Below are 26,143 nucleotides of genomic sequence, written 5' to 3'. Positions count from 1 at the left end.
CAAGGATCAAAATAGAGAAAAGGATGCACTATGTTGCAGGGAAAAGGTAGTATACACCAGGAATTAACAGAAACCGATGTACAGGAACTGCTCGCAAAGTCGTTTGCCTCTCTACCGCTCGATGGAAAGCGCGTCCTCGTTATCATTCCCGATGGCACGCGGACAGCCCCCATTCCACTCTTCTTCCGCGCCCTCTATGCGCAACTCGGGTCGCGGGTCGAGCGTCTGGATTACCTGATAGCGCTCGGCACTCACCCCCCGATGTCGGAAGATGCTATTACGCTTCTGGTGGGCGCAACCCCGGAAGAGCGGGCGCAGCACTATCCAAACGTCCATATTTATAATCACCAGTGGGACGGCCCGGAGGCCCTGCAAACGATAGGCACCATCAGCCGCGAAGAGGCGGCACGGCTGACAAATGGCCTGCTGGCAGATGAGGTCCCGGTGCGCCTCAATCGAATAATCTTTGATTATGATCAACTGCTCATTTGTGGTCCGGTCTTTCCGCATGAGGTGGTTGGATTTTCAGGCGGTGCGAAGTACCTGTTCCCGGGGATCGCAGGCCCGGAGATCATTCATTTTACCCACTGGCTTGGTGCACGTCTGACAAGCATGCATACGATCGGTGTGAAAGATACGTATGTGCGCCGGGTGATTCATCGTGCCGCCGAATTTGTGCCTGTGCCCATTTTGCTGCTGGCGATGGTGATGCAGGGGAACGCCTTTCACGGCCTGTACATTGGCTCGCATCTGGAGGCCTTTTCCAGCGCCGCCGACCTTTCGGCTCGCCTGAACATCATCACAGTACCGCATCCGATGCGCCGCGTGCTCTCGATGCCCTCCACGCGCTATGATGATCTCTGGACGGCCGCGAAGGCGATGTACAAAACCGAGCCAGCTATTGCTGACGGAGGCGAAGTGATCATCTATGCACCACATATCACCGAGGTCTCCTATACGCATGGGCATCTGATCGATCAAGTGGGCTATCATGTGCTGGAGTATTTTCTGAAGCAATGGGATCGTTTCAAGGACGTTCCCGGCTCCATTCTGGCGCATAGTACCCATGTCAAGGGCACGGGGACGTACGATCCACAGACCGGTATCGAAAAGCCACGCATTCAGGTGACATTGGCGACAGGCATTCCAGAGGAGCGCTGTCGTCGCATCAATCTGGGGTATCTTGACTACCGTACTATTCGTCCCGAGGAATGGGAGAACCGCGAAAAGGAGGGAATTTTGCTGGTTCGGCATGCTGGCGAAATGCTTTACCGCTGCCCGCAGCTTTTCCAGCAACAGACAAACCAGGGAGAGGTTTGATTCTATGTCCTGGCAACCACTGGCCGAACGCGCAGAAGCGTTACCACTTATCCTTGCAGGCCCGATTGTACGCCGCGTCGAGCCACATAGCGTGACCATCTGGCTGGCGCTTAAGGAAGCACGCACCGTTACCCTGTTTGTATATGAACCCACGGAAGAAGGCCACACAGAACCACGTTGTACAGGGACTCGCCAGACCATCAGACTTGGCGATCATTTACATCTGGTTGCGGTCACGGCACGCCCGACAGATCGGGAACAGCCGCTCGAATGGGGTAAGCTCTATTCCTACAATCTCTTCTTCTCGGAGGAGTCTCAGGCAACGCCAGCAGCCCATTTAGGCACACCTGGCATTTTCAGCATGGCAGACGAGCCGCTCAGCCAGCTCACGTATGCGGGACAGCCCCTGCCCGGCTTTGTGCTGCCCCCGCGTGAGCTCGAACAGGTACGCATTATTCACGGCTCCTGTCGTAAGCCGCAAGCACAGGGCTACGAAATGCTTTCCGTCCTCGATACCTTGCTTGCCAACGCTGCCCATGACCCGGTGCGTCGCCCACAGCAGCTTTTTCTAACCGGAGACCAGATCTACGCCGATGATGTCTCCGCGCCACTGCTCTTTGCTCTGATGGATGCCGGATCGTATCTTTTCGCAGGCAATGAGCCCGAGCTGCTTCAGCCGTTACAGCTTCCAGCACAGGCTTTTCCGCCGGAAGGACGAACGCCAATCGTCCATACGGTCGCCATGTTCACCACCACGCACCCGGAAAATCATCTGCTTTCTTTTGCCGAATATGCAGCTATGTATCTCTTTAGCTGGTCCGATGTGCTCTGGCCGGACGAACTTCCCGGCACACAGGATCTCTGGAAGGCCTACCCGGAAATTCGCCCGCGCAAAGCCTCGCAACAGGAGAAGGCCGAACGCAGCTTTAAAGAACAATACTATCTGATAGATGATTTTGTGCGAGGTCTACCAGCAGTACGCCGCGCTCTGGCAAATATCGCTACTTATATGATCTGTGACGACCACGAGGTGACCGATGATTGGTTTCTGGATGGAGCATGGTGCCGACGGATCCTGAAGAATGAGCTTGGTCAGCAGATTGTGCGCAATGGCCTATTAGCCTACGCGCTCTTCCAGGGATGGGGCAACACGCCAGAGCAGTTTGAGCAGAGCTGTTTGCTTTCCACTATCAACAGATGGAACGGTTCTGAGCGCGCAGCCGAGGTCGAGAAGATCAACGCACTGCTAGGAATGCCTTTTCCGTTCTCTGGCAAGGGAGAACTCAGGCGCTCAAAGCAGGCGCTTGACTGGCACTACACCTACAATGCCCCGGCGTACCACGTGGTTGTGCTTGACACACGCACACGCCGTTATTATCGCAAGCCCTCTGATTTTCCGGGCCTGCTCTCTCGTTCCGCCATGCATACCCAGCTTGACTCGGCGCTTCAGGCACAGGCAGACGTCACAATTATTATCTCGCCCTCTCCAGTGCTGGGCGTCGATTTTGTGGAATCTATTCAGTTCTGGAGCCGCCTGCGAGTGCGCGAGAACTATGCCTTTGATCGTGAGGCCTGGGCGCTGGAATGGGAAACCTTTCAGAACTTTCTCAAGTATCTCAGCCGTCTGCAACGAGTTGTGTTTCTCTCGGGCGATGTGCACTATGCCTTTGGTGCCAGCCTGGATTACTGGGACCATCGAACGCATGCAACCGCACGCTTTATCAACTTTACAGCCAGCCCTCTCTCGAATGAGGGCTCAGGCTCACAAATGGCCGTCCTTGCCATCGGGTATCCACGCCTGCTTCAATTGCTGCGGCGCGACTCTCCCTCGGTTGATTTTTTTGCCTGGGATCTTCTCCCGGGAGATAGCCTGATCGCGAACTATGTTCTCTCCAATATTCGTAAGCGCCTGTACCATTTCTGGTGGTCTCTGCCCCGCTTGATCGCGGCGCGGCGCTCAAAGAGAGAGATTGTGCTTCCCGCACATGGCTGGCATACAGGGAGCTTTGACGCTTTCCCTCCCAATCGGAGCTATCGTCTGAATTACCTCCGCAACTCAATGGCACAGATGCTGCCACAGCGAAAACGAGGCGTCTTTATGACCCTTTACCGCTGGCTGCTGTTTCCTCTACAGGTCGCTTTGGGAGCGGTAACCCTGTTACAGAAAGCGCTCGGAGCAGCTCGGCAGAATCTGATTCAGGCCAACCGGAAGGCAGAGCAGAAACGGCTGACATCACGCGCTCTCCATCGCCCATTTCAGGATGCGATCACCCGGACGGAGAAGGTTGAACAGAAGCTGGAAGAGCAGCGTGTGGAGTTGGTTGATGCCACATTTCGCCATAAAGAGTGGTTCAGCAAGTGGAAAGCCGGTGAATTGATTGTGGGCTACAACAACATCGGTGAGGTCTTTTTTGAGACAGCGAAGAACAGGCCGGAAACGGAGATTATTCAACGGCTCTGGTGGTGGACACCAACCACCGGGATACCAACGCTGCAAAAGGCCGAATATCACGCCTCGCTGGCCCCGCCTGATCCGGCCGCCGAACCTCCGTTGCCCTGAACGAAAAAAGAAGGTCTGGCTTCGAAGCCAGACCTTGCTTGTATATTCTGTGTTGTGCCATCCAGACTAGATGTCCAGATTCGCACTCTTTGCATGGCTCTCGATAAAACGGCGACGCGGCGCAACCTCATCACCCATCAGCATGCTGAAGACCTTATCTGCTTCCACGGCCTCTTCAATCGAGACGCGCAGAATCGTGCGCTTATCCGGGTCCATAGTGGTATCCCAAAGGGTTTCGGGATTCATTTCGCCAAGACCTTTATAGCGGCCAATCTCTGGCTCTTTCCCGTTATGGGTCGCCTTGTACTCCTCGATCAGAGCATCGCGTTCCTCATCGCTGTAGACATAGCGAATCTGTTTGCCCAGTTTGATGTGGTAGAGAGGCGGCTGAGCAATGAAGAGATGCCCATTTGTGATAAGCTGTGGCATGTACCGATAAAAGAAGGTCAGCAACAGGGTGCGAATGTGAGCGCCATCAACGTCAGCATCACACATAATGACGATGCGACCATATCGCAGCTTGCTGATATCGAAGTGTTCGTCAATGCCGACGCCGAGCGCGGTAATAATATTCTTGACTTCCTGGCTATGTAGAATTTTATCCAGGCCCACACGCTCAACGTTCAGGATCTTACCACGCAGCGGCAGGATAGCCTGAAAATGACGATCGCGTCCCTGCTTGGCAGAACCGCCCGCGGAATCACCCTCAACCAGATAGAGCTCACACCGATCGGCGCGACGCTCCGTACAGTCGGCCAGTTTACCCGGCAGGGTGGTATCCAGCACATTCTTACGCTGGACCAGCTCTCGGGCCGTGCGAGCAGCCTCACGGGCTCGGGCTGAGGTCAAACATTTATCGATGATTGCCTTTGCCTCATTGGGCGTGACTTCGAGATAGTGCGTCAACATCTCGGCGGTGATTGCCTCAACAATCGGGCGCACCTCAGCATTATTCAGCTTACTCTTGGTCTGAGCCTCAAACTGCGGATTCGGGATCTTGACACTGATAACGGCGGTCAAACCCTGTCGTACATCATCGCCGGTGAGATTGCTATCTTTCTCCTTCAGCAGTCCGGCCTTGCGGGCATACTCGTTCAGGGTGCGAGTCAGAGCGCTGCGGAAACCAGTCAGGTGCATCCCGCCGTCGATGGTGTTGATGCCATTAGCAAACGAAACCTCGTTCGTGCTCCATTTATCATTATATTGCACCGCAATATCAACGCTGACCCCGTCAACAATGCGGCTCACACTCACCGGACGAGCCTGAAGGGTACGCTGATTCTTATTGAGATAGCGCACAAAGGAGATCAGACCACCCTCGAAGTAAAAGGTTGCCTCGCGCTCACGACCAGGACGCTCATCAACCAGACTGATGGTCATGCCCTTATTGAGATACGCCATCTCGCGGAAGCGCTGAGCCAGAGCATCGAAGCTGAAATCACGGGTCTCCATTACCGAAAGATCGGCCAGGAAGGTTGTTTTCGTGCCTCTTCCCTCTGCCGGGCCAACCTTGATCAGGCCAGTGACAGGGTTACCACGCTCATAGCGCTGCCGATAATGGAAGCCGTCGCCGGGTTTTACATCGACCTGACACCACTCAGAAAGCGCATTCACGACCGAGACTCCCACACCATGCAGACCGCTACTGATCTTGTATCCACCACCGCCAAATTTGCCACCGGCATGCAGTACGGTCATTACAACTTCCAGTGTTGATTGTCCCGGGCGCTGATGATGCTCGTCAACCGGGATACCACGCCCATTATCTTCAATCGACACCGAGCTATCCGCGTGAATCACTACTTTCACGGTATCAGCGTATCCTGCCATGACCTCGTCAACGCTATTATCCACAACCTCAGTGACAAGATGGTGCAGGCCACGCTGATCAGTTGCACCGATGTACATGCCGGGGCGTACCCGTACAGCCTCTAAGCCTTCGAGAATCTGGATATTTTGCCCGCTATAGCCTCTTCCATTCTCATTCTCGCTCCCATTTCCATCGCCCTGCCCCTTGCCATTTTCTGAAATTTGTGTTGTATTATGACTGGTAAGAGCATCTGAATTATCAGCTAATTGCTCTGTCATGAAGGATTCTCTCGTCTTTGCCATAGAACCTGTACCTTTTATGCAGTAAAAAAACGGATCAGCGGCGGAAGGGGTCATCTCCCTTCCTGAGTTCGGATGTGCCGCGCCGTAAAAATCGAGTATTCATAACCTTCCACACAGCAGCAGACTGCAGAGTGGTTCAATAAGAGTGTGTGTTTTTTGGCCTCAAGCGGAGGCTCACGCCCTTTACGACAGATCAGGGGGTGAATACCACATTGAGGTAAGCGATATCCATTCAGAACAACACAAAAGACGGCCACCCTGCCTGGCACCTACCCGCAAAGGATAAAAGCAAATCAAGCATCGGGCCAGATACTTCCTGTTTGCCATCCTCATCACGGAAAGAGTCCAGAGGAAGGAACAAAACAAGAAAACGGCGCTTCTGAATGATCAAGAGTGTAAAGCACTGGCGGAAAGCAGTTTTTATCTCATTCAAATATTCTGCTCAAGCATAGAAAAAGTGGCAACGGAAGCCACCATCCACTGTGATATTATATCACATTCTGCTTGATAAACAAAGCAAGTAGGTTGAACAGACGACCGAAAAAAGAAAATCCCCGGGAATGGCTTCTAGAGCCGCTTCTGACCATATGTCAGAAGTCACCATCACCGGGGAATTATGCGTTTCTCAACAAGTTAATAGCGATTGCCCCCGCCACTAACAGAGACATTGGAAGAGCCGGGCGTATTAGCAACATTGGGCAAGCCGGGCATGCTTGGCGGAACCTGATTCCCACCAGCCACATTGGAGGCGCAATATGGGCAGAAGGACCAGCGCAGCTCCAGAAGACGCTCACACTTGGGGCAGGTTCTCTTCAGCTTCTGACCACAGGACGGACATACCTGAAAGTCATTTTCAATCCGGGCGTGACAGTTGTTGCAGGTCTGTCGCTCGGTCATCTCGGCCAGCAACGACTCTTCTTCAAGCTGCCGCTCATAGACCTCGGCCAGTGTCTGACGCGGGCGAAGCAGCATATAGATAAATACACCGACGATCGGAAAAATGGCCGCCGCCAGCGTTGAAATGATCTGTAGGATCACATCTTGTGTGCGAGAACGAATATCACGGAATGTCCAGTAGACTGTGCTCAGCCAGAAGGCGACAAAAAACGCGCCCAGACAGCCAATAATAATGCCTAGCGAGTTCTGAATAGTCGTTAGAAGGTCCCCTGATCCCCCACTGGAAGAAGGACTCGCGAGCAAGCTTAGAGCCAGATTTGCATACACGTTCACAGGACAAACGCCCCTTTCAAGAGTATAGAGTATTTTTTTACAGGTACGTAACTGATTTTTTGCGCCTACTTCGCTTTGCTTATCACACCCACTGATCTTACAACGTTTCATCACCTGTCAGGTTGCTTAACCAGGACTATAAGCTGACAGGTATGCCCCATCAGAGGAACTGTGTTCACTCCTCACAGACCAGAGTGATGATCTCTCCCCCCTTGAACTCCAATGTCACACGCTGCTCTCCGGCTCGCATCTCTCCACTACTCCCCGCTTCCTCTCCTCCCTGAGCCGTAGCCACCACTTCCTGACATTCTTCAAGGAGATTGGCCCTGGATACTTTCCAGAAAGAAAAGCGCAGGTGAACCGTTGCATGGACAGCAGAAGCAAATGGATTGTACAGACGTACTACTATTCCTTTACCACGTTGCCAACGTTTTACGGCACTGACGACCAATGCCGCGGGTTCAACCGTTACAAATGCTTCCCGAGAAGGGAATCTCCCCTCATGGATCTCTTCGATCACAGCCCGGGTCGCAAGCCGCGTTGTAAATGTTTGTGCCTCACGAAGTACCAGAGCCTCTTCACCGTCCCACGCTCCCGCATGCGGAACCAGCGCATAATCAAACTCGTAGAAGCCCGGACATTGTGCCTCTGGAGTATGCTCCATCGGGCCCGCATGTCCCTGCCGATTTGGAAGATCCCCTCGCGAGAGCCAATCGACACAGCGCAGCAAGGTAATTGCAACAGCAGTCCCTCCCTCTTCTACTCCGAAACCAGAGGGTAAAACCTCACATTCCGGTAACCCCTGGTTTAAGATTGCTAGCCCGAATTGACTAGTGCTGAGATCAACAAAGCGCTTCTGTGGAAATGTCGCCACCGGATACTCGATCCATGTGCTGACATTTACAGGCTCTGGAAGAGAGATCGGGCGCTGACACACCTGAAATGTGCTTTCCGCCATAACCGCTTCTGGTCGATAAGGGACAGGGAAAAGAACCCTCAGGCGATGGTCCTTCACCTTATTCTCTATACGTGTATGAATGTCGACACGCCGCATCCCTGCCGTCAGGGCTACATCGCTGACAATCGTACAGACGGCTGTGCGTGCACTGCGCTCCCGCCGGTTTGCCGTACAGGATGTCGGCAAAGCCCAACGACTACTAATACGCAAGGCCGCACGCACCGGACCGCTCTCTATCACCTCAATCCTGGGTGCTTCTAGAGGCTCACCAATAAGCATATCATGTTCAGGGGGACAGTAGGTATACAGATCACCGATATCCCCTCCATCTATAAAACGGTTGAGACCTCGAAAAACTGCACCAGTGCGCTTATCAGTTACGGTCAACGTCCCATTCGTTGCATCGACTGCAACCTGATAGTGTTCATTCTCAATACTATTATGACCAGTTCCAAGAAATGATGATACAGAATGCACTTTCTGTGAAGCATCACACCCCCGTGGATAGAGCCAGTATGTTTTATATCCATATGAGGGCAGGTCTTGCGCTACAAAGGAGATAGTTTCCCGCGCCTGTGCCACAAGCTTCAATTCCAACGTATGGATATCTTCTCGTCGCAGCAGGTCCAGCACCTGCTGAGCAGCGGCCCGCAGATCGGCCCGGTTAATCTGCACGCGCCCCTTTGGAGCAATCATAATCTCAATAAAAATGACACCTGGATGTGGTATATGCGGCTCATGATGCAGAGGAGAAACGGTTACGTTCTCGATATAGATATGGGAGATCTCCTGTTTCTCATCAATGCCGGGCGTTTCTCCCAGCGTGCTGGTGATGATCGATTGAGTCATCTGCAACAGGTGGTCAGGGTCCTGTAAGCCCGATAGCGCCACCATTGACGCCAGCATCTCACGCGCTACTGGCATGGTCCCGAGCACTTCCCTGCTGCGATTCACGACACGGAATGGCATACAGCGGCGCTTCTCATCGAGAAGCATGGCATGATTGAGCGAGCCCGGAAGCTGCACTGTTGTCTGCACCGCTTCACCCGGCGTCGCCGGAGCCGGATGAAAGACGACGATTGGCACGGGCGCATCCGCAGGATGCTTGACAGGAATGGGTGGCTGCGTATCGACACGGGCCGCAATCTGCGGGAGGGTCTGCGCAAGGAGCCCTTCACAGATCTGCTGACATTGAGCAAAGCGCACGCTATTCTCACGATGAACCTGGTCAATACTACAACCACAGATACTATCGTGAGGGTGATTTTGCAGAAGATATTGCCAGGCAAGTCGTACCAGTCCTTCAGGATAAGAGAGGTTCAGGGCGCTCATAAAGGTGGTCATTGGCTCAACCCAGCGCTCAAGCAGTTGCTCGCAGCGCTCATTCTGCTGCTTGATCCAGATACGACTGGAAAGCACACCGGGCAAAAGCGGTGCAAACTGACTGCTTCGCAACTCGCCCTGCCAGACCTGCCAGTGCCGGTTCTGACTTCGTACCCGCTCGATGTATTGCGGCAGAGTGCCTATTTCCACATAGAGTGAGTGATAGTGTCCGTTCGCTGATGACTGCTTTCGTTCCTGCTGGATGTCCACATGTTGCAGGAGCGCGTTCGCCTGCGCTATGGTAGCCGGGAGCCCTTCTTGTACCTCAAGATGATCGGAGCCATTCATGAAGAGCAACACATCATCGGTAGCTCGGGGCAACAGATTGGCGACCTGGAGCTTCACCCGGGACACAAACTCTTCCGGGTTCAGGGGCATCTGGCGGGCATTGGAATAACCCTGCGGGTCGGCCAGATAGACAACAAAGACCTGTGAGCCGTCCGGCGCCTCCCAATAAAATTCGCTCCCCTTGATCTCCTCGCCCACTCCCCGCCAGAAGACCGCATTATCAATGCCAACGCCACGCAGGATCTGGGGAAGCTGAGCGATATGCCCAAAGGTATCCGGGACATAGCCAACGCGCATCAAGCCACCAAGCTCTTCGGCCTGACTGATACCCCGTTGCAGATTCCGAATCAGCGACTCGCCACTGACCAGAAACTCATCTGGCTGAATATACCAGGGACCAACCAGGATCCGCCCGGAACGAATCAGCCGTTTCAGACGTTCTGCTTGCTCTGGTCGAGCCTCAAGGTAATCGTCAATCACGATTGTCTGACCATCGAGCATAAAATAGCGAAAGTCCTGGTCCTCTTCCAGCACATTCAACAACGCATCAACAGCCTTCACCAGGCGCAGACGGAATTGTTGAAATGTTTGATACCATTCTCGATCCCAGTGGGTGTGGGGCACAAGAACAATATGAAGCTGTTCAGCCATAGCGCGTCCTTTCAAACCATTCTTCTGTTTTTACTATAATCCCCTCGCACTATACTCTCTTCCCTTCAGCAATTACAGTGGAGCTCTTGAGGAATACGATCGCGCCAGAATAAACTCTTGCATGAAGAGTAGCAACCTGTGGTAAAAAATTATATCTGATTCTCGAATAGAATCGCAAACCAGTCTCTGACTGAAGCATTTCTTCTGCTCTTAACCAAGTTCGTGGATTCCTGCGATACTCTTTGCCAAAAACAGGACTTATTTCTCACTCATGAGTCGCTTCAGAGGTGATATGATAGTTTTTGAAGAGACAGGATATCTTTTTCAACGTTCCAGTCAGGTAGGCTCTAGCGGGGATCACAAACAGTTGAGCGGCATGCAACGCGGCTTCAGCAATTCTAACACGACAGGCTTGACACTACGAGGTATAATCTGGAACAAAGCCTAGAACAGAATTTCCAGAAGGAGAATGCGTTTTTCATGGCAAGCGGCAATTATATCAAACGGAAGCGCCCGGTTACTCAGATGACAGATATCCAGCCCGTAATTCGGCGCACAACCCGTCTTCTCGAAGCGGTACCGGGCATGGATTTCCGGGACACGGATGAACTCCATCTGGAAGCCATCCAGACACGTACCACTACCGCTTTTACTGTTTCCAGACCCGCGGCCAGCAAACCCGCGATCTCCCCTCTAGCACGCCACCTGCCCTGGCTTCGGGTATTCCTCATCTGTTTGATTATGGTGATTGTCGGTACCGGGGTGTTAATCGGCGTTGGTATCTCACAGCGCTCAAACGGCTCACTGCTGTTGCCCTACAGTGGCGGTAAGGTCTACGACATTCAGGTTGGTGGCGAGCTTGCCAATACATGGCAGACCAAGCAGCCCATCAAACCGAAAGTTGAGCTCCCCAAACAGACAGGCCCCTATTCTGTGCTTGGGAAACCAACGATTACCGCCGATTTTATCAACAAAGTGCTGCAAGATTATGGTTCACCGGCAGCAGGCAAGGGAAAAGCACTGTACGACCTGGGTGTACAATATGGCATCGATCCGGTCTATGCGCTTGCATTCTTCCTGCATGAAAGCGGCTTCGGCACCCAGGGAGAAGCTCGTGTCACACATTCCCTGGGCAACCTGCGCTGTATTCCGAACTATGATTGTATCGATCAGGATCGCGGAGGCTACGCCAGTTTCCCGAGCTGGGAGGAAGGCTTCAAGGCCTGGTATGCGCTTATCCGTAACCTCTATGTCGCCCAATGGGGAAAAACCACCATTGATCAAATCATTCCAACGTATGCCCCTCGCGCCGACAACAATGACGAGAAGGCGTATATTAACGCAGTAAAGCACTCGGTCGATACCTGGCGCGCCGGAACATTGCGCCCATAAACGAACGCTTATTTTGCGCCATTTTGCCCGGTTCTGAGCAGTCCAAGCGCGATCGCCCTGCTCAGAGCCTCAGTTCTCCCCGAGACGCCTAGCTTCTGATAGATATTGGCCAGATGAAAGTTCACCGTTCGCTCGCTCACATACAGCCGATTTGCAATCTCTTTGTTGCGCAACCCAAGCGCCAGCAACTGCAAGACTTCCAACTCACGGGCAGTCAACTTCTGCCCATGCGCAACTGTTCTTCCCTGTTCGCTGACCCGCGAGAGGAGCCGCCCGGCCAGACGCGGTTGAATCGTCACCTCGCCTCGGGCAACGCTCCGTATCCCCTGCGCCAGTTCCTCAGAAGTGCTATCTTTGAGTAGACAGCCGTCGGCCCCCGCCCGCAAGACCTCATACAGTTGCTCCTCACGGCCCTCAGTCGCCAGCAAGAGAATTCTGGTATCCAGGTTCAGTAGCTTGATCTGGCGGACAGCCTCAATACTTGATTCATCGGGCAAGAAGGCATCCAGCAGGACTACCTGTGGTCCCAGTTCCAGCGTCTCGCTGACCGCTTGGACGCTATCTGACGCCTGACCGACAATCCGAATCTCCGGGTATGGTTCCAGCAAATGCCGCAAACCAGCACTGATGACAGAACTGGCATCTACCAGCAACACCCTAATCATCTTCGCAGTGTCCGCTGTGGGCTCACTCTCAGGGACCCATGCACCATAAGGCACAGCCGCGCTCACGCGTACCCCTCGTTCGGGCAGATGCAGTATTTCCAGACTTCCCTGAACACGCTCAAGACGCTCTCGAAGATCTACCAGCACTGGACTCTCCCCTGCGCGCGGCTCTCCGGCCTCCATGCTCATCAACGGCAGAGCAGGCGCTTCCTCGGGAGCGCGCGCATCCAATCCATCGTCTTCAATACTGAGCAAAACATCATCCAGGCGAAACGTGAGGATCAGGCGCAGGCGATGAATATCGGTATGTGTCAGCGCCAGATATACCGCCTCCAACGCTACCAGATAAAGCAGGCGCCCCGCCAGTGGGGAAAACTCCTTGCTCTGATCTCCAGTCACAGAAATACGGCTTGAGAGGCTATGGGCCTCCGCGGTTTCCTCGATCAAGTTGGAAAGAGCCTCGACCAGCGAGACCTGTTCCAGCTCAGGCAATGCGAGTTCCACCGTTGCCTGTCGCACTATACGCAGAGCTTGCTGTGTCATTTGCTCGATCTCGCCTAATCCCGCTTGAATCGTGGCGGTCTCTGTCTGCATACGCAAAGTCTTGATCTGAAGCAACATCGTGTTCAGCATCTGCAACAGGCGTTCGCGTACCACGATAGGAGAGGGTCTTTGCTTCTCTTGTTCAAACATGCCTTGTGTTCATTCCCTGTCCATGAAACAAAGCCCGGAGAGTTTCCCTCTCCGGACCTCAACACTGTTTATGCTGCGGGCTGCATCGTTTTCATTTGCAGCTCGTTTCCGCTGGCGTCAAACACTACCTCAGAGCCATCGCGAATGGTGCCGTCAAGCAGACCACGCGCGATTCTATTTTCGATCTCACGCTGAATGACGCGCTTGAGTGGTCGTGCACCAAACTGTGGATCATAGCCCTCCTGGGCCAGCAGATCCTTCGCGGCATCGGTCAGACGCAACGTCACATGGCGCTCGGCCAGACGCGGGCGCAGCCGATTGATCTGAATATCTACAATATGTTTGACCTGTTCGCGTCCAATCGAATGGAACACAATAATCTCATCGATACGGTTGATAAACTCAGGACGGAAGCCCTCTTCTCGCAGGCGCTGTCGCACCTCTCGCTGTAGCTGGTCCTCGTCGAGCTTCTCGTATTGTGGTAGCCAGGACGTACCGACGTTACTGGTCATAATCACAATACAGTTCTTGAAGTCGACCGTGCGCCCCTGTCCGTCGGTTAATCGTCCATCGTCCAGCAACTGAAGCAGGACATTAAACACTTCAGGTGCGGCCTTCTCGATCTCATCCAGCAGGACCACGCTGTACGGGTGCCGCCGCACGGCCTCGGTTAACTGGCCCCCCTCTTCATAACCAACGTAGCCCGGAGGAGCGCCGATCAAGCGCGAAACCGAATGCTTCTCCATGTACTCTGACATGTCGATACGAACGAGAGCATGTTCATCATCAAAGATGAATTCTGCCAGCGCTCGCGCCAGCTCGGTCTTACCAACGCCGGTCGGTCCCAGGAACAGGAAGCTTGCCAGCGGACGATTTGGGTCCTGCAAGCCAGCCCGTGAGCGGCGAATAGCGTCAGAGACGGCCTCTAGCGCCTGCTCCTGGCCTACGACCCGTTGCCGCAGGCGATCTTCCATATGGAGCAACTTCTGTACTTCGGACTCCATCAGTTTGCTGACAGGGATGTGGGTCCACTTCGCAACAATCTCGGCGATATCATCGGCGTCAACCTCTTCCTTCAACATGCGATTCTTGCTGCCATGAATCTCCGAGAGGCGCTCTTCCATTGCCTGAATGCGCTCTTGCAGATCCTTGATCTTGCCATAGCGCAACCGGGCCATTTTTTCATAGTCATAGGCGCGTTCGGCCTGCTCATACTCGACCTGGGCCGCGTCAAGCTCTTTCTTCAAGCGGCGTAGCTCGTCAACCGGCTCACGCTCTTTCTCCAGCGTCATCTTGAGTGTATGAAGCTGTTCTCTCAGGTTTGCAATCTCGCGGTCAAGTTTTTCACGCCGTTCGCGACTGGCAGGATCGGTTTCCTTTTTCAGTGCCTCCTGCTCAACCTGTAACTGCCGGATACGCCGATCCAGCGAATCAACCTCAATTGGTGTGCTATCCAGCTCAACACGACGCAGACTGGCCGCCTCATCAACAAGGTCGATTGCCTTATCTGGCAGGAAGCGTTCAGTGATATAGCGATCAGAGAGCACAGCAGCAGCCACGAGGGCGCTATCCTGAATCCGCACTCCATGATGGACTTCATATCGTGGCTTGAGACCGCGCAGAATACTGATCGTATCCTCAACGCTTGGCGGCTCAACCATCACTGGCTGGAAGCGGCGTTCAAGCGCGGCATCCTTCTCGATATGTTTGCGGTACTCATCCAGTGTTGTCGCGCCGATACAATGCAGCTCACCACGCGCCAGCATTGGCTTGAGCATATTAGAAGCATCCATTGCGCCCTCAGCAGCGCCCGCGCCAACCAGCGTGTGGAGCTCATCAATAAAGAGGATAATCCGGCCCTCTGAACCGGTTACTTCCTTCAGCACGGCCTTTAACCGGTCCTCAAACTCTCCCCGGAACTTTGCGCCCGCAACCAGCGCCCCAAGATCCAGTGTAATGACCTGTTTTTCGGCCAGCGTCTTGGGCACGTCACCTCGCACAATACGCTGTGCCAGACCCTCGACGATTGCTGTTTTACCAACACCTGGCTCACCAATCAAGACCGGGTTATTCTTGGTACGACGGCTCAACACCTGAATCACACGCCTGATCTCCTCATCACGCCCGATAACCGGATCAAGCTTTCCTTGCTGCGCGAGTTCGGTCAGATTCCGGCCGTATTTCTCAAGTGCCTGATATTTGCCTTCCGGGTTCTGGTCTGTGACTCTTTGCGAGCCACGAATTGCCGTCAACGCCCGTAACACAGTATCCCGGGTCAAACCAGCGACGCTCAACGCGCGTTTTGCGCCACTCTCAGAATTGAACATTGCCAGCAGTAAATGCTCAACGCTGAGGTACTCATCCTTGAAGTTGCCCATCTCGATCCAGGCATCATCGAGGATTTTCCGCAAGCCCGGACTGATGCTTGGCTCACTGCCTCCATACACACGCGCAAAGCTATTCAGCTCTTTCTCAAGCACCTGCTGAACTGACTGAACGCTGCCACCCGCCTTCTGCACAATCTGCGGCACAACGCCACCCTCCTGCGTCAGAAGAGCGGCTAACAGGTGTTCTGGCTCGATCTGTGCATGATGCCGGGTTCGCGCCATCTCTGACGCCTCATAGATCGCCTCACGTGCTTTATCAGTAAAACGCTCAATCTTCATACGTTAACACCTTCCTCGTAAACCGCCTGAAAGGGGAGAACAACACGCACCTTAGACATGAGTCAATACCCCTCAGAAACTTTGAGTCATATTCTATCAAAGTAAACATAAGAGCCAGAGTAGTTATTCCCCCGAGACGACAGGGCAAGACCTACAGAGGATCATTGTACATTTCTCCTTCCTCCTGAGAAATGCAATTTCTCTCAAAATATACCCTTATCTATTCGTTATATACGCACCAGCCAACGCTTTTCGCAAGCAGAGGTAGCAGACACCCCGAAATAAGCAGGCCCTACCAGGAAGCCAGCGGACTCATCCGTATAAGCTCACTTCACACTCACCCTTTCCTCTCATGAGCTGCTTATGGTTGAATAAGCAAGCAAGGGGAGCAACCATCCAGGCAATAGCATGATAAAGGTACTATAGAGATGAATGATCAATAGTGCTTTTCTACTCTCTTTTCATAGTATCTTGCAAAACAAAAAGCTGTTTGTTATTATAGCCAAAAGTTCAAATACGCTTTAATGGTGGAAACGTTGAAGAGGGGAGCACCATGTCTTATCAGCAACCAACAACTATATCGCGGAAGGCCCGTATCTGGCCAGAGATCCCTCAAGAGACAGTACAGTTACCAGCGCCGCCACAGTTACCTCAGGCTCCACAGCCTTCGATGCTGACATCCGTGCTCTTCAGCCTCTTAGGCACCGGCACATATGCACTTATCCTCACCAATAATAGCAATGGCCGAGCACAGTATCTCTTTCTGCCATTTCTGGCGATCAGTGGCATGATGGCACTGGGCACGCTCACTTCCTATTCAGTCCAGTTCATAGGCACACGGCGACAGATCAAGCGCTATCTTGCCTCCTATCGTCGCAAACTGGAAGAGGCGGAGGAACGACTACAGGCATTGCAATTACAGGAGCGTCAGGCACGTATTGAGCAGGACCCACCCTTTGTTCTGCCCGCTGCCTCTCCCGAATGGTATCAGGGACTCAGCATTCGACCGCTTATTGAGCAGCGCTTTGATGATCAGAATGTCAGCCTCTGGGCGCGCCGCCCTGATGATCCCGATTTTCTTTCTGTCCGGGTCGGAATGGGATTACGTCCAGCCTCATTCTCGGTTCATCGAAACATGCATCATGATCGGCTCGATATTGATCGCCAGCTTGAAGAGCAGAACGCCTATGCACAACAGCTTCAGGAGAAATACAAGCAGGTCATGGTTCCGCTCACGGTCTCATTGCCGGAGCAGGGACCTATTGCGCTGGTCGGCTCAAAAGCACGCCTGACCAGAGCACGCAACGCGCTACATGCAATGGTCGGCCAAATTGCCTATCATCATTCGCCCGAAGATGTTCGCATCATCATTCTCGCGCCGCGCTCACAGGAAAACGCCTGGCACTGGGCAACACTGCTTCCCCATACCATACAATACGATCCGCGTTTATCTGGCGAGAACAATGATGAGCACGAGGGCAAACGTGCTGTCGCATTTGGTGCAGCCGAGGTCCTTGAACAGTTGCCTCTGATCTCACGAGAGCTCGGGCGACGTGAACTCTTGCTTGGCGACTCGCGACGGGATGGGAAGCAGCCCATCTTACCGCATTTGATCATCGTCGTAGATCACTTTGACCCCGAGACCGACCTTGACCAGCCAACACTTGCGATGCCCGTCCTGAAACCCGAGGGAGGACATCCCCTGACGACAACGATTCCCAATACACCCGTTGATTATCGTCCGCATCTCTCTATCTCACCTCTGAAGCGGCCCGAGATGACTCTTGCCCTTACGCCACAGGCCCAGCTTGGTGTCTCTGTGCTGAGCGTGAATGCCAGCAGAGCAGAAGTGCCCACCACCAGCAAGCTGATAATAGATCTCGATGTCCCGCCTCAAGGAGACACACAAACACCACAGGCTCTTCTGCATGAGTTGAGCCCGACACCACCGCCTGCCGTTGCCTGCCTCGAACTGGATAGTGTGCCACAGCAGGCGCTCACCTACTTCGCGCAACGGCTGCAACCGCTGAAGGCCATGAGTACCAAGCGGCTGGAACTACGCACCCAGGTCGATCTGCGTATGCTCTTTGAGCCTCCGCTTGATCTGGCACATTATGATCCGCTTTCCCGCTGGAGTGATCCGCTGTTCCATACTACCGATAGCCGGGGTAATGAAAAGCCCACCATGCGCATTCCGATCGGGCTCAAGATCGGCGACGAGGTGCAATATCTCGACTTCCTGAAAGATGGACCTCATGGTCTGCTGATCGGCCAAACTGGCTCAGGCAAGAGCGAACTGCTGCAAACGATTGTGATGGCGCTGGCAATTGCATACCGTCCGACCGAGGTCAACTTTCTGTTAATCGACTATAAAGCGGGACTGGCTCTGGAGCCATTCCGCCATCTGCCGCATACAATCGGCTTTCTCTCCAATGTGTCGTCACCGGCACTCATTCAGCGCTTCATTACCATGTTACGGGCAGAGGCGACGCGACGCGAAATCAAGCTAAAAGAGGGGAAAACGCTGCCACGCCTTGTCATCATCATCGATGAGTTCGCCGAGATGCTCAAACGGACCGACTCTGTCCTTGACGAGCTCTTTACCATTACACGCGTTGGTCGAGAAATTGGCATGCATCTCCTTCTTGCCGCGCAGCGTCCCGAAGGCATTATCGCCACACGCGTGCGCGACTATGTGCAGTACCGCCTGTGCCTGCGCTGCGCATCTCCAGAAGATAGCCGCGAAGTGCTTCGGCGCGTCGATGCTGCAAACCTGCCCGCCAGTATTCCCGGGCGCGGCTATCTGCTCCACGGAGATAATCAGCTTGATCTTTTCCAGGCAGCTCGCGTCACGATCCCGGTCACACTTGAACAGCTCTATCATCAGCCACGCACCCCAAGCGGTAAACATGTCTCTCTGGACCCGACCAATGATATTCTACTGGCTCAGCTCACAAAGGAGAAGCCATAAATGTTTCAGGTTCAACCATCACCCAGACCAGTCACAAGTAATCTGGAAACGTTTCGCCAGACGACCACCGTCGCCGAGGTCATTATTGAGCGAATTGTCGAGGCCTATTCGCGTGACCATGCCCAAAAAGATGGCATCTACTACTGGCCTGACCCGCTCCCAACGCCCTCTTCGCCGCTGGCGCCTGATCCCCTGATCCTCTTTCGGCCCGACAAGACGACGCAACGGCTGGTAGGAGAGAATCAGGACCGCTACTATGTGATGCCTACAACCATTCGAGAGTTTCTGACCCAACGCGCACAGGAAGAGATCAAGCCCTCTATGCAGATCCCGTTAGGACTGGTCGATAAGCCAGAACAACAAAAACGTGAGATCCTGTTTGTAGACCTTCACGGCAGCGCCGGGCCTCTGACAGGTGGCCCGCTTCTGCTGGCAGGCGCACAACATAGCGGTAAAACGACGGCCTTACAAACCCTGCTCCTCTGGCTCAGCGCCTGTTTTACACCCGACTATCTGCGCTACGCTATTATTGATCCTCTACATGAGCTTGACTGCTTTCAGGAGATGCCACATGCCCGCAACGAACAGGGCGTCCCGCTGTGGACCGATGGCAGCACAGATGACAAGCTTATCCAATTCGCCACTCTACTTCAGGATATGCTTCAACAGCGGCGTACTACATTCCCCGGCCTGCGCTGGACAGAAAACACTCTGGCTCACCTCTGGGAGAACAACACCCGCGTTCCCCAATTGCTGCTGGTAATCTGTCACTATCAGAACTTTGTGGAACGGTTGCAGGCTATTACCGCACTACGGAAGCTGGCACATAGCTTTGCTGAAGCCCGCACACTCGGAGCGTATCTGGTGGTTACGAGTGGTGAGGTCCACTTTCGCACGATCCCGTCCGATCTGATGGGCAAATTCAGTACCAAAATCGGGCTGCTGCTGAACGAATCACAGCGGCTTGACCTGTTCGGGAGACCACCTATTATCCCTGATCCGATTCCGGGTCGCGGATTGGTGCTGACGCCCGACCGCCGTACCTACCAGATTCAACTGGCCTTGCCAATTGCAGGTATAACCGAGAACATTCGCTATGAGATCCTGAAGTATGAGCTTGGCAAGATTGCCAGAATGCAGCAGCAACAAACTCTGTCAGTCTAAGAGCCAGCGAGCCCGAACGAGTCAGTCTCGCTCGGGCGTTTCCAATAAAAAAAAGCCCATTCTCATGGACGAATCGCTCATCCGATTGAGAATGCGCCTGATCTTTCAGCCTTTACTCCCGGCTTTCTGTGCTCGCAAGTAAGCAAAAAGAGACATAGAGAACAACATGAATCACGTCTAAAAGGTATGGGAGGGACCGGTAAGCCCGGAGGGAGCGATCCTGTACGGATCTCGTTAGACGACCCCTCCAGGGCTAAACGTTGTGCGATACATGAGAGTGCGTTTCAGCACATAGGGACCAACTAGACGCCCAACTGATTGAGCTTGCTCATATGTCCCTGGGTGTCGGCCAGCAGGCTGCTCAGCGCGTTATGTGCGCCACCCATCTGGTCAACAACGCTGCCCAGGGTTACGATCCAGCTATTCAGGGTATCCTGGACGCCAAGAATGTTGTTGCCGGACAGAGCATTGTTCGCAATATTGGAAAGGACCTGAATATCCTTCAAATTATTCAAAAGGTTGGCCTGGACGTTTGCGAGACTCGAAACCAGAACGGTCAAATTCTCGACGTCGATGTTATAAGCACCTGCCATTCCCACTTTCTCCTTACAAATCAAAAAATCATAAAAGTACACTCTCGCTTCTATCAACGCGATTGTGAACGGATTACGTATTTCCGTTGACCTTACTTTAACAGAGCGCTATAGTATTGTCAATACGTTTTTCGACATAATTTCTCATGCTAAATATATTTTAATGGTAATAGCGGCGTCACCTCTTTACAAGGAAATACCCTGATATATCATGAAACAAAACGCCTTTCCCTAGAATGACAGTTTATTCATTGATGAATCCGACTCCAGCGAACAGGCATTCAGAATCCGCACAGAGAAATCTATCTTTGTGCCGGCACGAAACGAGCCGCGAGAAACCCACTTCTCAGGCTGGTGATATTGACATTTAAGACCTTAACACCACAGAATCTACCTGGTTAATAACCTCAGGAGGAAACGTGTGAATACATTCGTCGCAGTGGGTTCTACAAACCCGGTCAAAATTGCCGCAGTGCACCAGGCTTTTCAACAGGTCTGGCCTGAGAGCATATGGCAGATTGAAGGTGTTTCAGTCACATCAGATGTGTCGGCACAGCCTATGAGCAACGAGGAATGCATCACCGGCGCACGAAACCGGGCCCGTAAAGCATTACAGACCCTCAAGGCAGACTATGGAGTCGGTCTGGAAGGCGGACTCTTTCAGGTCGGAGATGCATGGTTTAATACCGGCTGGATCGTCGTTATTGACGCGGTGGGCCGTGAGGGCATCGGCGCCACGATCGCAATGGCAACTCCGGAGAGTGTGATGCGCTTTATTCAGGAAGGTATGGAACTGGGCGATATCTGTGATCGGCTCTTTCATCAGGAGAACAGCAAGCAAGGCGATGGCTATTTCGGCCTGCTGACGCAAAACGCGGTGACCCGGACCACAGGCTACACACAAGGAGTGCTTTCAGCTCTAGCCCGTTTTCTCAGCCCTGAACTGTTTTAATGGAGGCCGGAACCCCGGTTCCGACCTCTCCTCATCAGACACTTAGCGGCAGGCACAGGCTCTTCGCCTTCGCGATCTGTGTTGCGTCATGCGTCCAATCCTCTTTCTCATGTTCGTCCTTCTTGATCGGGGTCTCCATCAACACCGCCACATGGGCCAGACGCGGATCTGTTAGCAGAGTTCGCAAACCGGCCTCACCGATAATCCCTTCGCCCAGACGAGCATGTACATCGCGATGGCTTCCCAATGCTTTGAGCGTATCATTCAAGTGGAGCACTTTCAGCCTATGCAGGCCGACAGTCTCCTGAAAATGCTGTAGCACCCGGGTGCTGCCTTCTGGGGTGCCAATATCAAAGCCTGCTCCCCAGAGATGAGCGGTATCAAGACAGACGCCCAACCGTTGCTGATACTGTGGCAACATCTCCAGAATAGCCGCCAGATTCTCAAAGCGACTCCCGACGGAGTGCCCGGCCCCGACATCATTTTCTAGCAGCAGCATCACGCTCTCCGGCGTCTGCTCCATCACCGCTGTGATACCATCCGCGATCAGACGCAGACCAGCCTCAACGCCTGCGCCCCGATGGCTACCCGTATGAAAAACCACATACTTCGCCCCCAGTAGTTCCCCACGTTGTAGCGTCCAGGACAACAGGGAGATCGATTTTTCTCGGTTTGTCGCGTCCGATGACCCCAGATTAATCAGGTATGGGGCATGCAAGACAACCGGGTCGAGATCCAGCATTCGCGTCGCAGCAGCAAACGCCTGGCTCCCCTCGGGATCAAGTGCGGGGGGCTTCCACCCGGTCGGGTTACTCGCGAAGATCTGAATGGCATTGCAACCAATCCGATGGGCTATTTCAGCCGCCTGTACCGGCTTTGAATTAGTGGGCATATGTCGCCCTATACGCATAACACCAGGCTCCTCTCGTTCTCTTCTCGCGCCACCCTATCCCGGCGGTGACACACTCGAGCGCGTTTCATCCTCTGCTGTCTGTTGCACCCTTAGCTGCACATGAGGCAGCTCTTCCAGGCTGGTCAAGCCAAATTGCTGTAAAAACTCAGCAGTGGTCGCAAACAGAGCTGGACGGCCCAGGGTTGGAGCGCGTCCCACCTCTTCTACCAGACCATGTTGTAGCAGGCTGGCCAGAGCCCGATCACTGTTCACCCCGCGAATCGCCTCAATCTGGCTCCGTGTAATGGGCTGGCGATAAGCCACCACCGCAAGCGTTTCCAGGGCGGCCGTCGTCAATTTCGCGGACAACGGCAAACCAAGCAACGCAGCTACATACTTTGAGTGTTCGGGAGCAGTAACAAGCTGCACCTGCTCGCCCATTTGCTGCAAGCGGAGTCCCCTTTTGTGCTGGAGTAGATCGGTTTCCAGTGCCTGTAAAGCAGCCTGTAAACGTGTGTCATTGATATCCAGGAGCTTGCGCAATTCCGCTCGCTGTAGTGGCCTGCCCGAGACAAAAAGCAGGCTTTCGATAATCGCGCCTAGAGTTCTCTTATCCGGCACCACAGGTTGATGTTTCTCGTTCAGCGCTCGCGTTTCCATATGTGAGCCAAGTATATCACAGCAGAGATTACCCTGCGAAGATGTTTAGAGAAGAGTAGGAGAAGGAAGAGTAATGGTAGGGGTAGGCAACGCTACCACAACCAGCACAACAGGAACCTGTTGCTCGCCCCCTGCTCCTTGCAGCAGAAGCGTTGTAGTATAGGTACCAGGGGGCAAGGTCGCAGTGGTAAACGAGACAGTGAAAAAGGCCCCGCTCTCCGTTGCCTGAACCTGTTCAGGAGAGACGGAGAGCCAGTTCACCTCAGGAGTCACATGTGAGTTTACCGTTACCGAGTTGCAGCCACTACTCAGCGCGATTGAGAGCATCCGCGGCTCCACATTTGAGCCTTGATTGATCAAGAACGAGAGCGAACCGGGCTGCGGTGCTTGCAGCGTGCAAAGAGCCTGCACATTCAGCGAAACAGCGACGTTGAGCGCCGTTCCGACCGGCATTTCGGTTACGCTATCAACTGCGCTGAGCAGGATATTTCCTTGATAGGTACCTGCATCTAAACCGGTCGATGAAGCCGTGACATTCAAAACAGCGGCAGCATCAGGGCTCAGTTGCCCGCTGGACGGCGTAACAGAGAGCCACTTCCCGCTTGCCTGCGCGGTCCAGCGCAATGGATTGGCACAGCTTCCGGCTTCGCTCAGCGTCAGGGTCAGCGTTGTCGAGCCATTGGCCCCCTGCTCAAAGGCAATCGTAGAAGGTGTGGCGGTGATACTGCAAGGAGCCTGAACCTCAAAGCTGACCGGCACCGTCATCGCATCCTTGATGGCCTTCCCGGCCTGATCGGTTGCGGTAATGGTGATACTGTCCTCATACGTTCCGGGCTGCTCAATGGCGCTGGTGCTGGCACTGACGCGAATGCTTATAGACTGCCCGGCCTCTAACGTGCCCGAGGTCTGAGAAAGCGTCATCCAGACACCAGAACTGGCGCTGGCGTTCCAATGCAACACCCCGCCACCGGTATTGGTAATCGTCAACGGGACCGTTTCCGTGTTTCCTGCACCCCAGATTGCGCTGACCGCGATCTGCTGAGGTGATACCTCCATTGCAGGAGTCGAGCCCAGTCTGATCGTGAGTGTGACCGGAACCGCACGCGTTCCCGCCGCGGTGTGGAACAACAGCTCACCCTCATAGGTACCGGGCTGCATTCCCTTTGTGTTCACGCCAATACCAACCGTCTTATAATCCTTTGTCGAACCGCTGGCCCGATCAAACGTCAGCCATTTCGCGCTGCTGCTGATCTTCCAGTCAAGTGGGGCAGAACAGCCAGTAGAGCCACCCAACGTAAGCGTCTGCTTTGCGGGTGCATCCTCATATAGAATGCTATCAAACGAGAGCAGTGCAGGATTGATCTCAAGGTTACAGCGCGGCAGAACCGTGACCGTCACATTAAGTATCTGTGGGGAACCGGGTAGGTTCTCCGCCGCAATAAACCGTATTGTCCCGTGATAAGTCCCCGGAAGCAGCGTCGTGGTATTGACCGCCACTTTGAGTGACATGCTTTCGCCACTGTAGAGCGTACGTGTCTGCGGTGAAACACTCAACCAGTTCGCATCCGAGTGCGCGGTCCAGGAGAACGCCGACAGGCCAGCATTGCTGAGCGTGATCTGCTGAGGAGCCGGTGAGGGGCCGCCATCGGTAGCAGAGAACGAGAGGAGAACCGGAGACAGCTCCATCTTCCCGCTATTCGTGGTCGCGACAGGAAGCACCTCCATTTTGACGGGAAGCACCACGGTTCCGGCATTTGAGGTAAAGGTCAACTCTCCCTGATACTTGCCCGCCTCCAATTCAGAACGATCGACCGCAATTGTAATGCGTGCGCTCTGGCCGCTGGCGAACATCCCGCTACTCGGCGAGACAAGCAACCACTTTTGCTTGCTCTGTCCTTTCCAGGTAATCTGGCCGCCACCAGTATTCAGCAGTGAAATGGTACGCGTCGTGTTGGTCAGGGCATCCTCGGCCCCCATATCCAGCGTATCAACCGAGAGATTCAGGTGCGCAGGACCGGCGGAGCTCCCCTTACCAGACACAATAACCGGGAACGTCGCCATCTTATGCGTCTGTGCATCCTCAGCATTGACAACATGCGTTCCCCCCTTCCAATCGGAGGTAATCACCACGGTGTCCGTGAAATTCCCCTGTGCATCGGCCTGAATCGTACTTTCGCCCGAAGTATCCACAAGCGGGATGTGGGTATCACGTGACAGAGCAATGCGCCCATTTGGCGTAAAACGTGTACCACGCAGGGTAATGGTTGCTCCAACCGCCACACGCCCGGGCGTGATCTGGAGCGTCAGCCCCCCGGGATCAGACGTGTTCGCAGTTCCCTGTCCCAATGCAATAAAGATCCCGAAAGCGCCTCCAAGCACCAGCATAATCATCAACACAAAGCTGATCCACGCGAACAGACCGGGACGGAAATGCTGGTACCAGTGCGGGCGAAACGGTCCTTTTTCAAAAGGCGCAGATGTTGGCCGTGGCGGATAAGTAGCCTGAGCCCGGTTCGGAGAAGGCTTCACCTCTTTATGCCACGTCCCGCCAATCGCCGAAATATCAATATTTGTATCGGGCAAGAGCGGATCATCTGCCAGGTATGCAGTGATACGGCGCTTTCCTGCTGATGTCTCTTCAGCACCGGGACGAGCAATAATCTCGGTCGGGACTTCAGCAAGATCTGCCAGAGAGGCAATATCGTCCAGATGAAGCGTCGGAGCCTCCTCCAGTACGAAAGCCTCTTTTTGCCGCTCAACCTTTTCAATCTCGCTTCCGCAAACAAGGCAACGGCCCATCACAGCGGAGATCTCATTAGCGCAATGCGGACAATACGTTCCCATCATGAAGGAGGTATCTCCCTGCTTCCATAACATTCAAGCAAATATCTATTTCAATTTTTCATTACGCGGGAAATAGGCGTTTTCAACACATTTACAGTCTCATCACCCATTGTACGTGAGCGCATTGAAACCTGTCAACATACATGCTC

General features: G+C 53.8%; 15 protein-coding genes. 6 read left to right on the top strand and 9 right to left on the bottom strand.

Features of this window, described 5'->3' with window-relative positions; all coding sequences use genetic code 11:
- Window positions 1-30: 30 nt before the first annotated feature.
- Window positions 31-1,320, top strand: a complete 1,290-nt coding sequence (locus EI42_RS20470) for a lactate racemase domain-containing protein (protein ID WP_111324499.1) — start codon at window positions 31-33, stop codon at window positions 1,318-1,320.
- Between the two features lie 4 nt (window positions 1,321-1,324).
- Entirely contained in the window at window positions 1,325-3,880 is a 2,556-nt protein-coding gene (locus EI42_RS20465; protein WP_111324498.1) for a metallophosphoesterase family protein, read from the top strand.
- Between the two features lie 66 nt (window positions 3,881-3,946).
- On the opposite strand, the gene gyrB is transcribed toward EI42_RS20465, so the two are convergent.
- The 3 genes from gyrB to EI42_RS20450 all read right to left on the bottom strand — a co-directional run bounded on the left by gyrB (window position 3,947) and on the right by EI42_RS20450 (window position 10,502).
- On the bottom strand, window positions 3,947-5,968 hold the full coding sequence (gyrB, locus tag EI42_RS20460; protein WP_111324497.1) for a DNA topoisomerase (ATP-hydrolyzing) subunit B: 2,022 nt from the start codon (window positions 5,966-5,968) through the stop codon (window positions 3,947-3,949).
- A 657-nt stretch (window positions 5,969-6,625) separates the two neighbouring features.
- On the bottom strand, window positions 6,626-7,222 hold the full coding sequence (locus EI42_RS20455; RefSeq protein WP_170142782.1) for a zinc ribbon domain-containing protein: 597 nt from the start codon (window positions 7,220-7,222) through the stop codon (window positions 6,626-6,628).
- A 175-nt stretch (window positions 7,223-7,397) separates the two neighbouring features.
- The gene (locus EI42_RS20450; RefSeq protein ID WP_111324495.1) at window positions 7,398-10,502 is read right to left on the bottom strand and encodes an alpha-mannosidase; all 3,105 of its coding nucleotides are present in this window, start codon (window positions 10,500-10,502) and stop codon (window positions 7,398-7,400) included.
- Between the two features lie 480 nt (window positions 10,503-10,982).
- Here EI42_RS20450 and EI42_RS20445 point away from each other — a divergent pair, with 480 nt between their 5' ends.
- The gene (locus EI42_RS20445; protein WP_111324494.1) at window positions 10,983-11,894 is read left to right on the top strand and encodes a glucosaminidase domain-containing protein; all 912 of its coding nucleotides are present in this window, start codon (window positions 10,983-10,985) and stop codon (window positions 11,892-11,894) included.
- 8 nt (window positions 11,895-11,902) lie between these two features.
- On the opposite strand, the gene EI42_RS20440 is transcribed toward EI42_RS20445, so the two are convergent.
- Window positions 11,903-13,252, bottom strand: a complete 1,350-nt coding sequence (locus EI42_RS20440) for a helix-turn-helix transcriptional regulator (protein ID WP_111324493.1) — start codon at window positions 13,250-13,252, stop codon at window positions 11,903-11,905.
- A gap of 68 nt (window positions 13,253-13,320) precedes the next feature.
- Window positions 13,321-15,918 carry an ATP-dependent chaperone ClpB gene (gene clpB / locus EI42_RS20435; protein ID WP_111324492.1) on the bottom strand — a complete coding sequence of 866 codons (2,598 nt, stop codon included), beginning with the start codon at window positions 15,916-15,918 and terminating at the stop codon, window positions 13,321-13,323.
- Window positions 15,919-16,471: 553 nt separating this feature from the next.
- Between clpB and EI42_RS20430 the strand changes: the two genes are divergently transcribed.
- The gene (locus tag EI42_RS20430) at window positions 16,472-18,889 is read left to right on the top strand and encodes an FtsK/SpoIIIE domain-containing protein (RefSeq protein WP_111324491.1); all 2,418 of its coding nucleotides are present in this window, start codon (window positions 16,472-16,474) and stop codon (window positions 18,887-18,889) included.
- The gene (locus EI42_RS20425) at window positions 18,890-20,053 is read left to right on the top strand and encodes an FtsK/SpoIIIE domain-containing protein (RefSeq protein ID WP_111324490.1); all 1,164 of its coding nucleotides are present in this window, start codon (window positions 18,890-18,892) and stop codon (window positions 20,051-20,053) included.
- Between the two features lie 302 nt (window positions 20,054-20,355).
- Here the strand turns inward: EI42_RS20425 and EI42_RS20420 are convergent, their stop codons facing one another.
- The gene (locus tag EI42_RS20420; protein WP_111324489.1) at window positions 20,356-20,646 is read right to left on the bottom strand and encodes a hypothetical protein; all 291 of its coding nucleotides are present in this window, start codon (window positions 20,644-20,646) and stop codon (window positions 20,356-20,358) included.
- A gap of 421 nt (window positions 20,647-21,067) precedes the next feature.
- On the opposite strand from EI42_RS20420, the gene yjjX reads away from it, so the two are divergent.
- Entirely contained in the window at window positions 21,068-21,598 is a 531-nt protein-coding gene (gene yjjX / locus EI42_RS20415; RefSeq protein WP_170142781.1) for an inosine/xanthosine triphosphatase, read from the top strand.
- A 34-nt stretch (window positions 21,599-21,632) separates the two neighbouring features.
- Here yjjX and EI42_RS20410 read toward each other — a convergent pair whose 3' ends face one another.
- The 3 genes from EI42_RS20410 to EI42_RS20400 are packed head-to-tail and all read right to left on the bottom strand — an operon-like array spanning window position 21,633 to window position 25,997.
- Window positions 21,633-22,508, bottom strand: coding sequence for a deoxyribonuclease IV (locus EI42_RS20410; protein WP_111324487.1), 876 nt, complete (start codon window positions 22,506-22,508; stop codon window positions 21,633-21,635).
- 36 nt (window positions 22,509-22,544) lie between these two features.
- Window positions 22,545-23,150: an SMC-Scp complex subunit ScpB gene (gene scpB / locus EI42_RS20405; RefSeq protein ID WP_111324486.1), complete on the bottom strand. Its 606-nt coding sequence runs from the start codon at window positions 23,148-23,150 to the stop codon at window positions 22,545-22,547.
- Window positions 23,151-23,195: 45 nt separating this feature from the next.
- A complete protein-coding gene (locus EI42_RS20400; RefSeq protein ID WP_111324485.1) occupies window positions 23,196-25,997 on the bottom strand; it encodes a BACON domain-containing protein in 2,802 nt (933 codons plus the stop codon).
- Between the last annotated feature and the right edge of the window lie 146 nt (window positions 25,998-26,143).

It is taken from the genome of Thermosporothrix hazakensis (genome assembly GCF_003253565.1).
In the GTDB taxonomy this organism is placed as follows: domain Bacteria; phylum Chloroflexota; class Ktedonobacteria; order Ktedonobacterales; family Ktedonobacteraceae; genus Thermosporothrix; species Thermosporothrix hazakensis.
Note: the sequence above shows the minus strand (reverse complement) of the source record. Positions and strands in the feature narration are given on the sequence as shown.

Excerpts from the sequence above, each read along its gene's own strand:
- EI42_RS20410 (WP_111324487.1), bottom strand. The coding sequence starts at position 22,508 with ATGCGTATAGGGCGACATATGCCCACTAATTCAAAGCCGGTACAGGCG.
- EI42_RS20400 (WP_111324485.1), bottom strand. The coding sequence starts at position 25,997 with ATGATGGGAACGTATTGTCCGCATTGCGCTAATGAGATCTCCGCTGTG.
- EI42_RS20445 (WP_111324494.1), top strand. The coding sequence starts at position 10,983 with ATGGCAAGCGGCAATTATATCAAACGGAAGCGCCCGGTTACTCAGATG.
- clpB (WP_111324492.1), bottom strand. The coding sequence starts at position 15,918 with ATGAAGATTGAGCGTTTTACTGATAAAGCACGTGAGGCGATCTATGAG.
- EI42_RS20450 (WP_111324495.1), bottom strand. The coding sequence starts at position 10,502 with ATGGCTGAACAGCTTCATATTGTTCTTGTGCCCCACACCCACTGGGAT.
- gyrB (WP_111324497.1), bottom strand. The coding sequence starts at position 5,968 with ATGACAGAGCAATTAGCTGATAATTCAGATGCTCTTACCAGTCATAAT.
- EI42_RS20465 (WP_111324498.1), top strand. The coding sequence starts at position 1,325 with ATGTCCTGGCAACCACTGGCCGAACGCGCAGAAGCGTTACCACTTATC.
- EI42_RS20440 (WP_111324493.1), bottom strand. The coding sequence starts at position 13,252 with ATGTTTGAACAAGAGAAGCAAAGACCCTCTCCTATCGTGGTACGCGAA.
- EI42_RS20420 (WP_111324489.1), bottom strand. The coding sequence starts at position 20,646 with ATGGCAGGTGCTTATAACATCGACGTCGAGAATTTGACCGTTCTGGTT.
- EI42_RS20430 (WP_111324491.1), top strand. The coding sequence starts at position 16,472 with ATGTCTTATCAGCAACCAACAACTATATCGCGGAAGGCCCGTATCTGG.
- EI42_RS20425 (WP_111324490.1), top strand. The coding sequence starts at position 18,890 with ATGTTTCAGGTTCAACCATCACCCAGACCAGTCACAAGTAATCTGGAA.
- scpB (WP_111324486.1), bottom strand. The coding sequence starts at position 23,150 with ATGGAAACGCGAGCGCTGAACGAGAAACATCAACCTGTGGTGCCGGAT.
- EI42_RS20470 (WP_111324499.1), top strand. The coding sequence starts at position 31 with ATGTTGCAGGGAAAAGGTAGTATACACCAGGAATTAACAGAAACCGAT.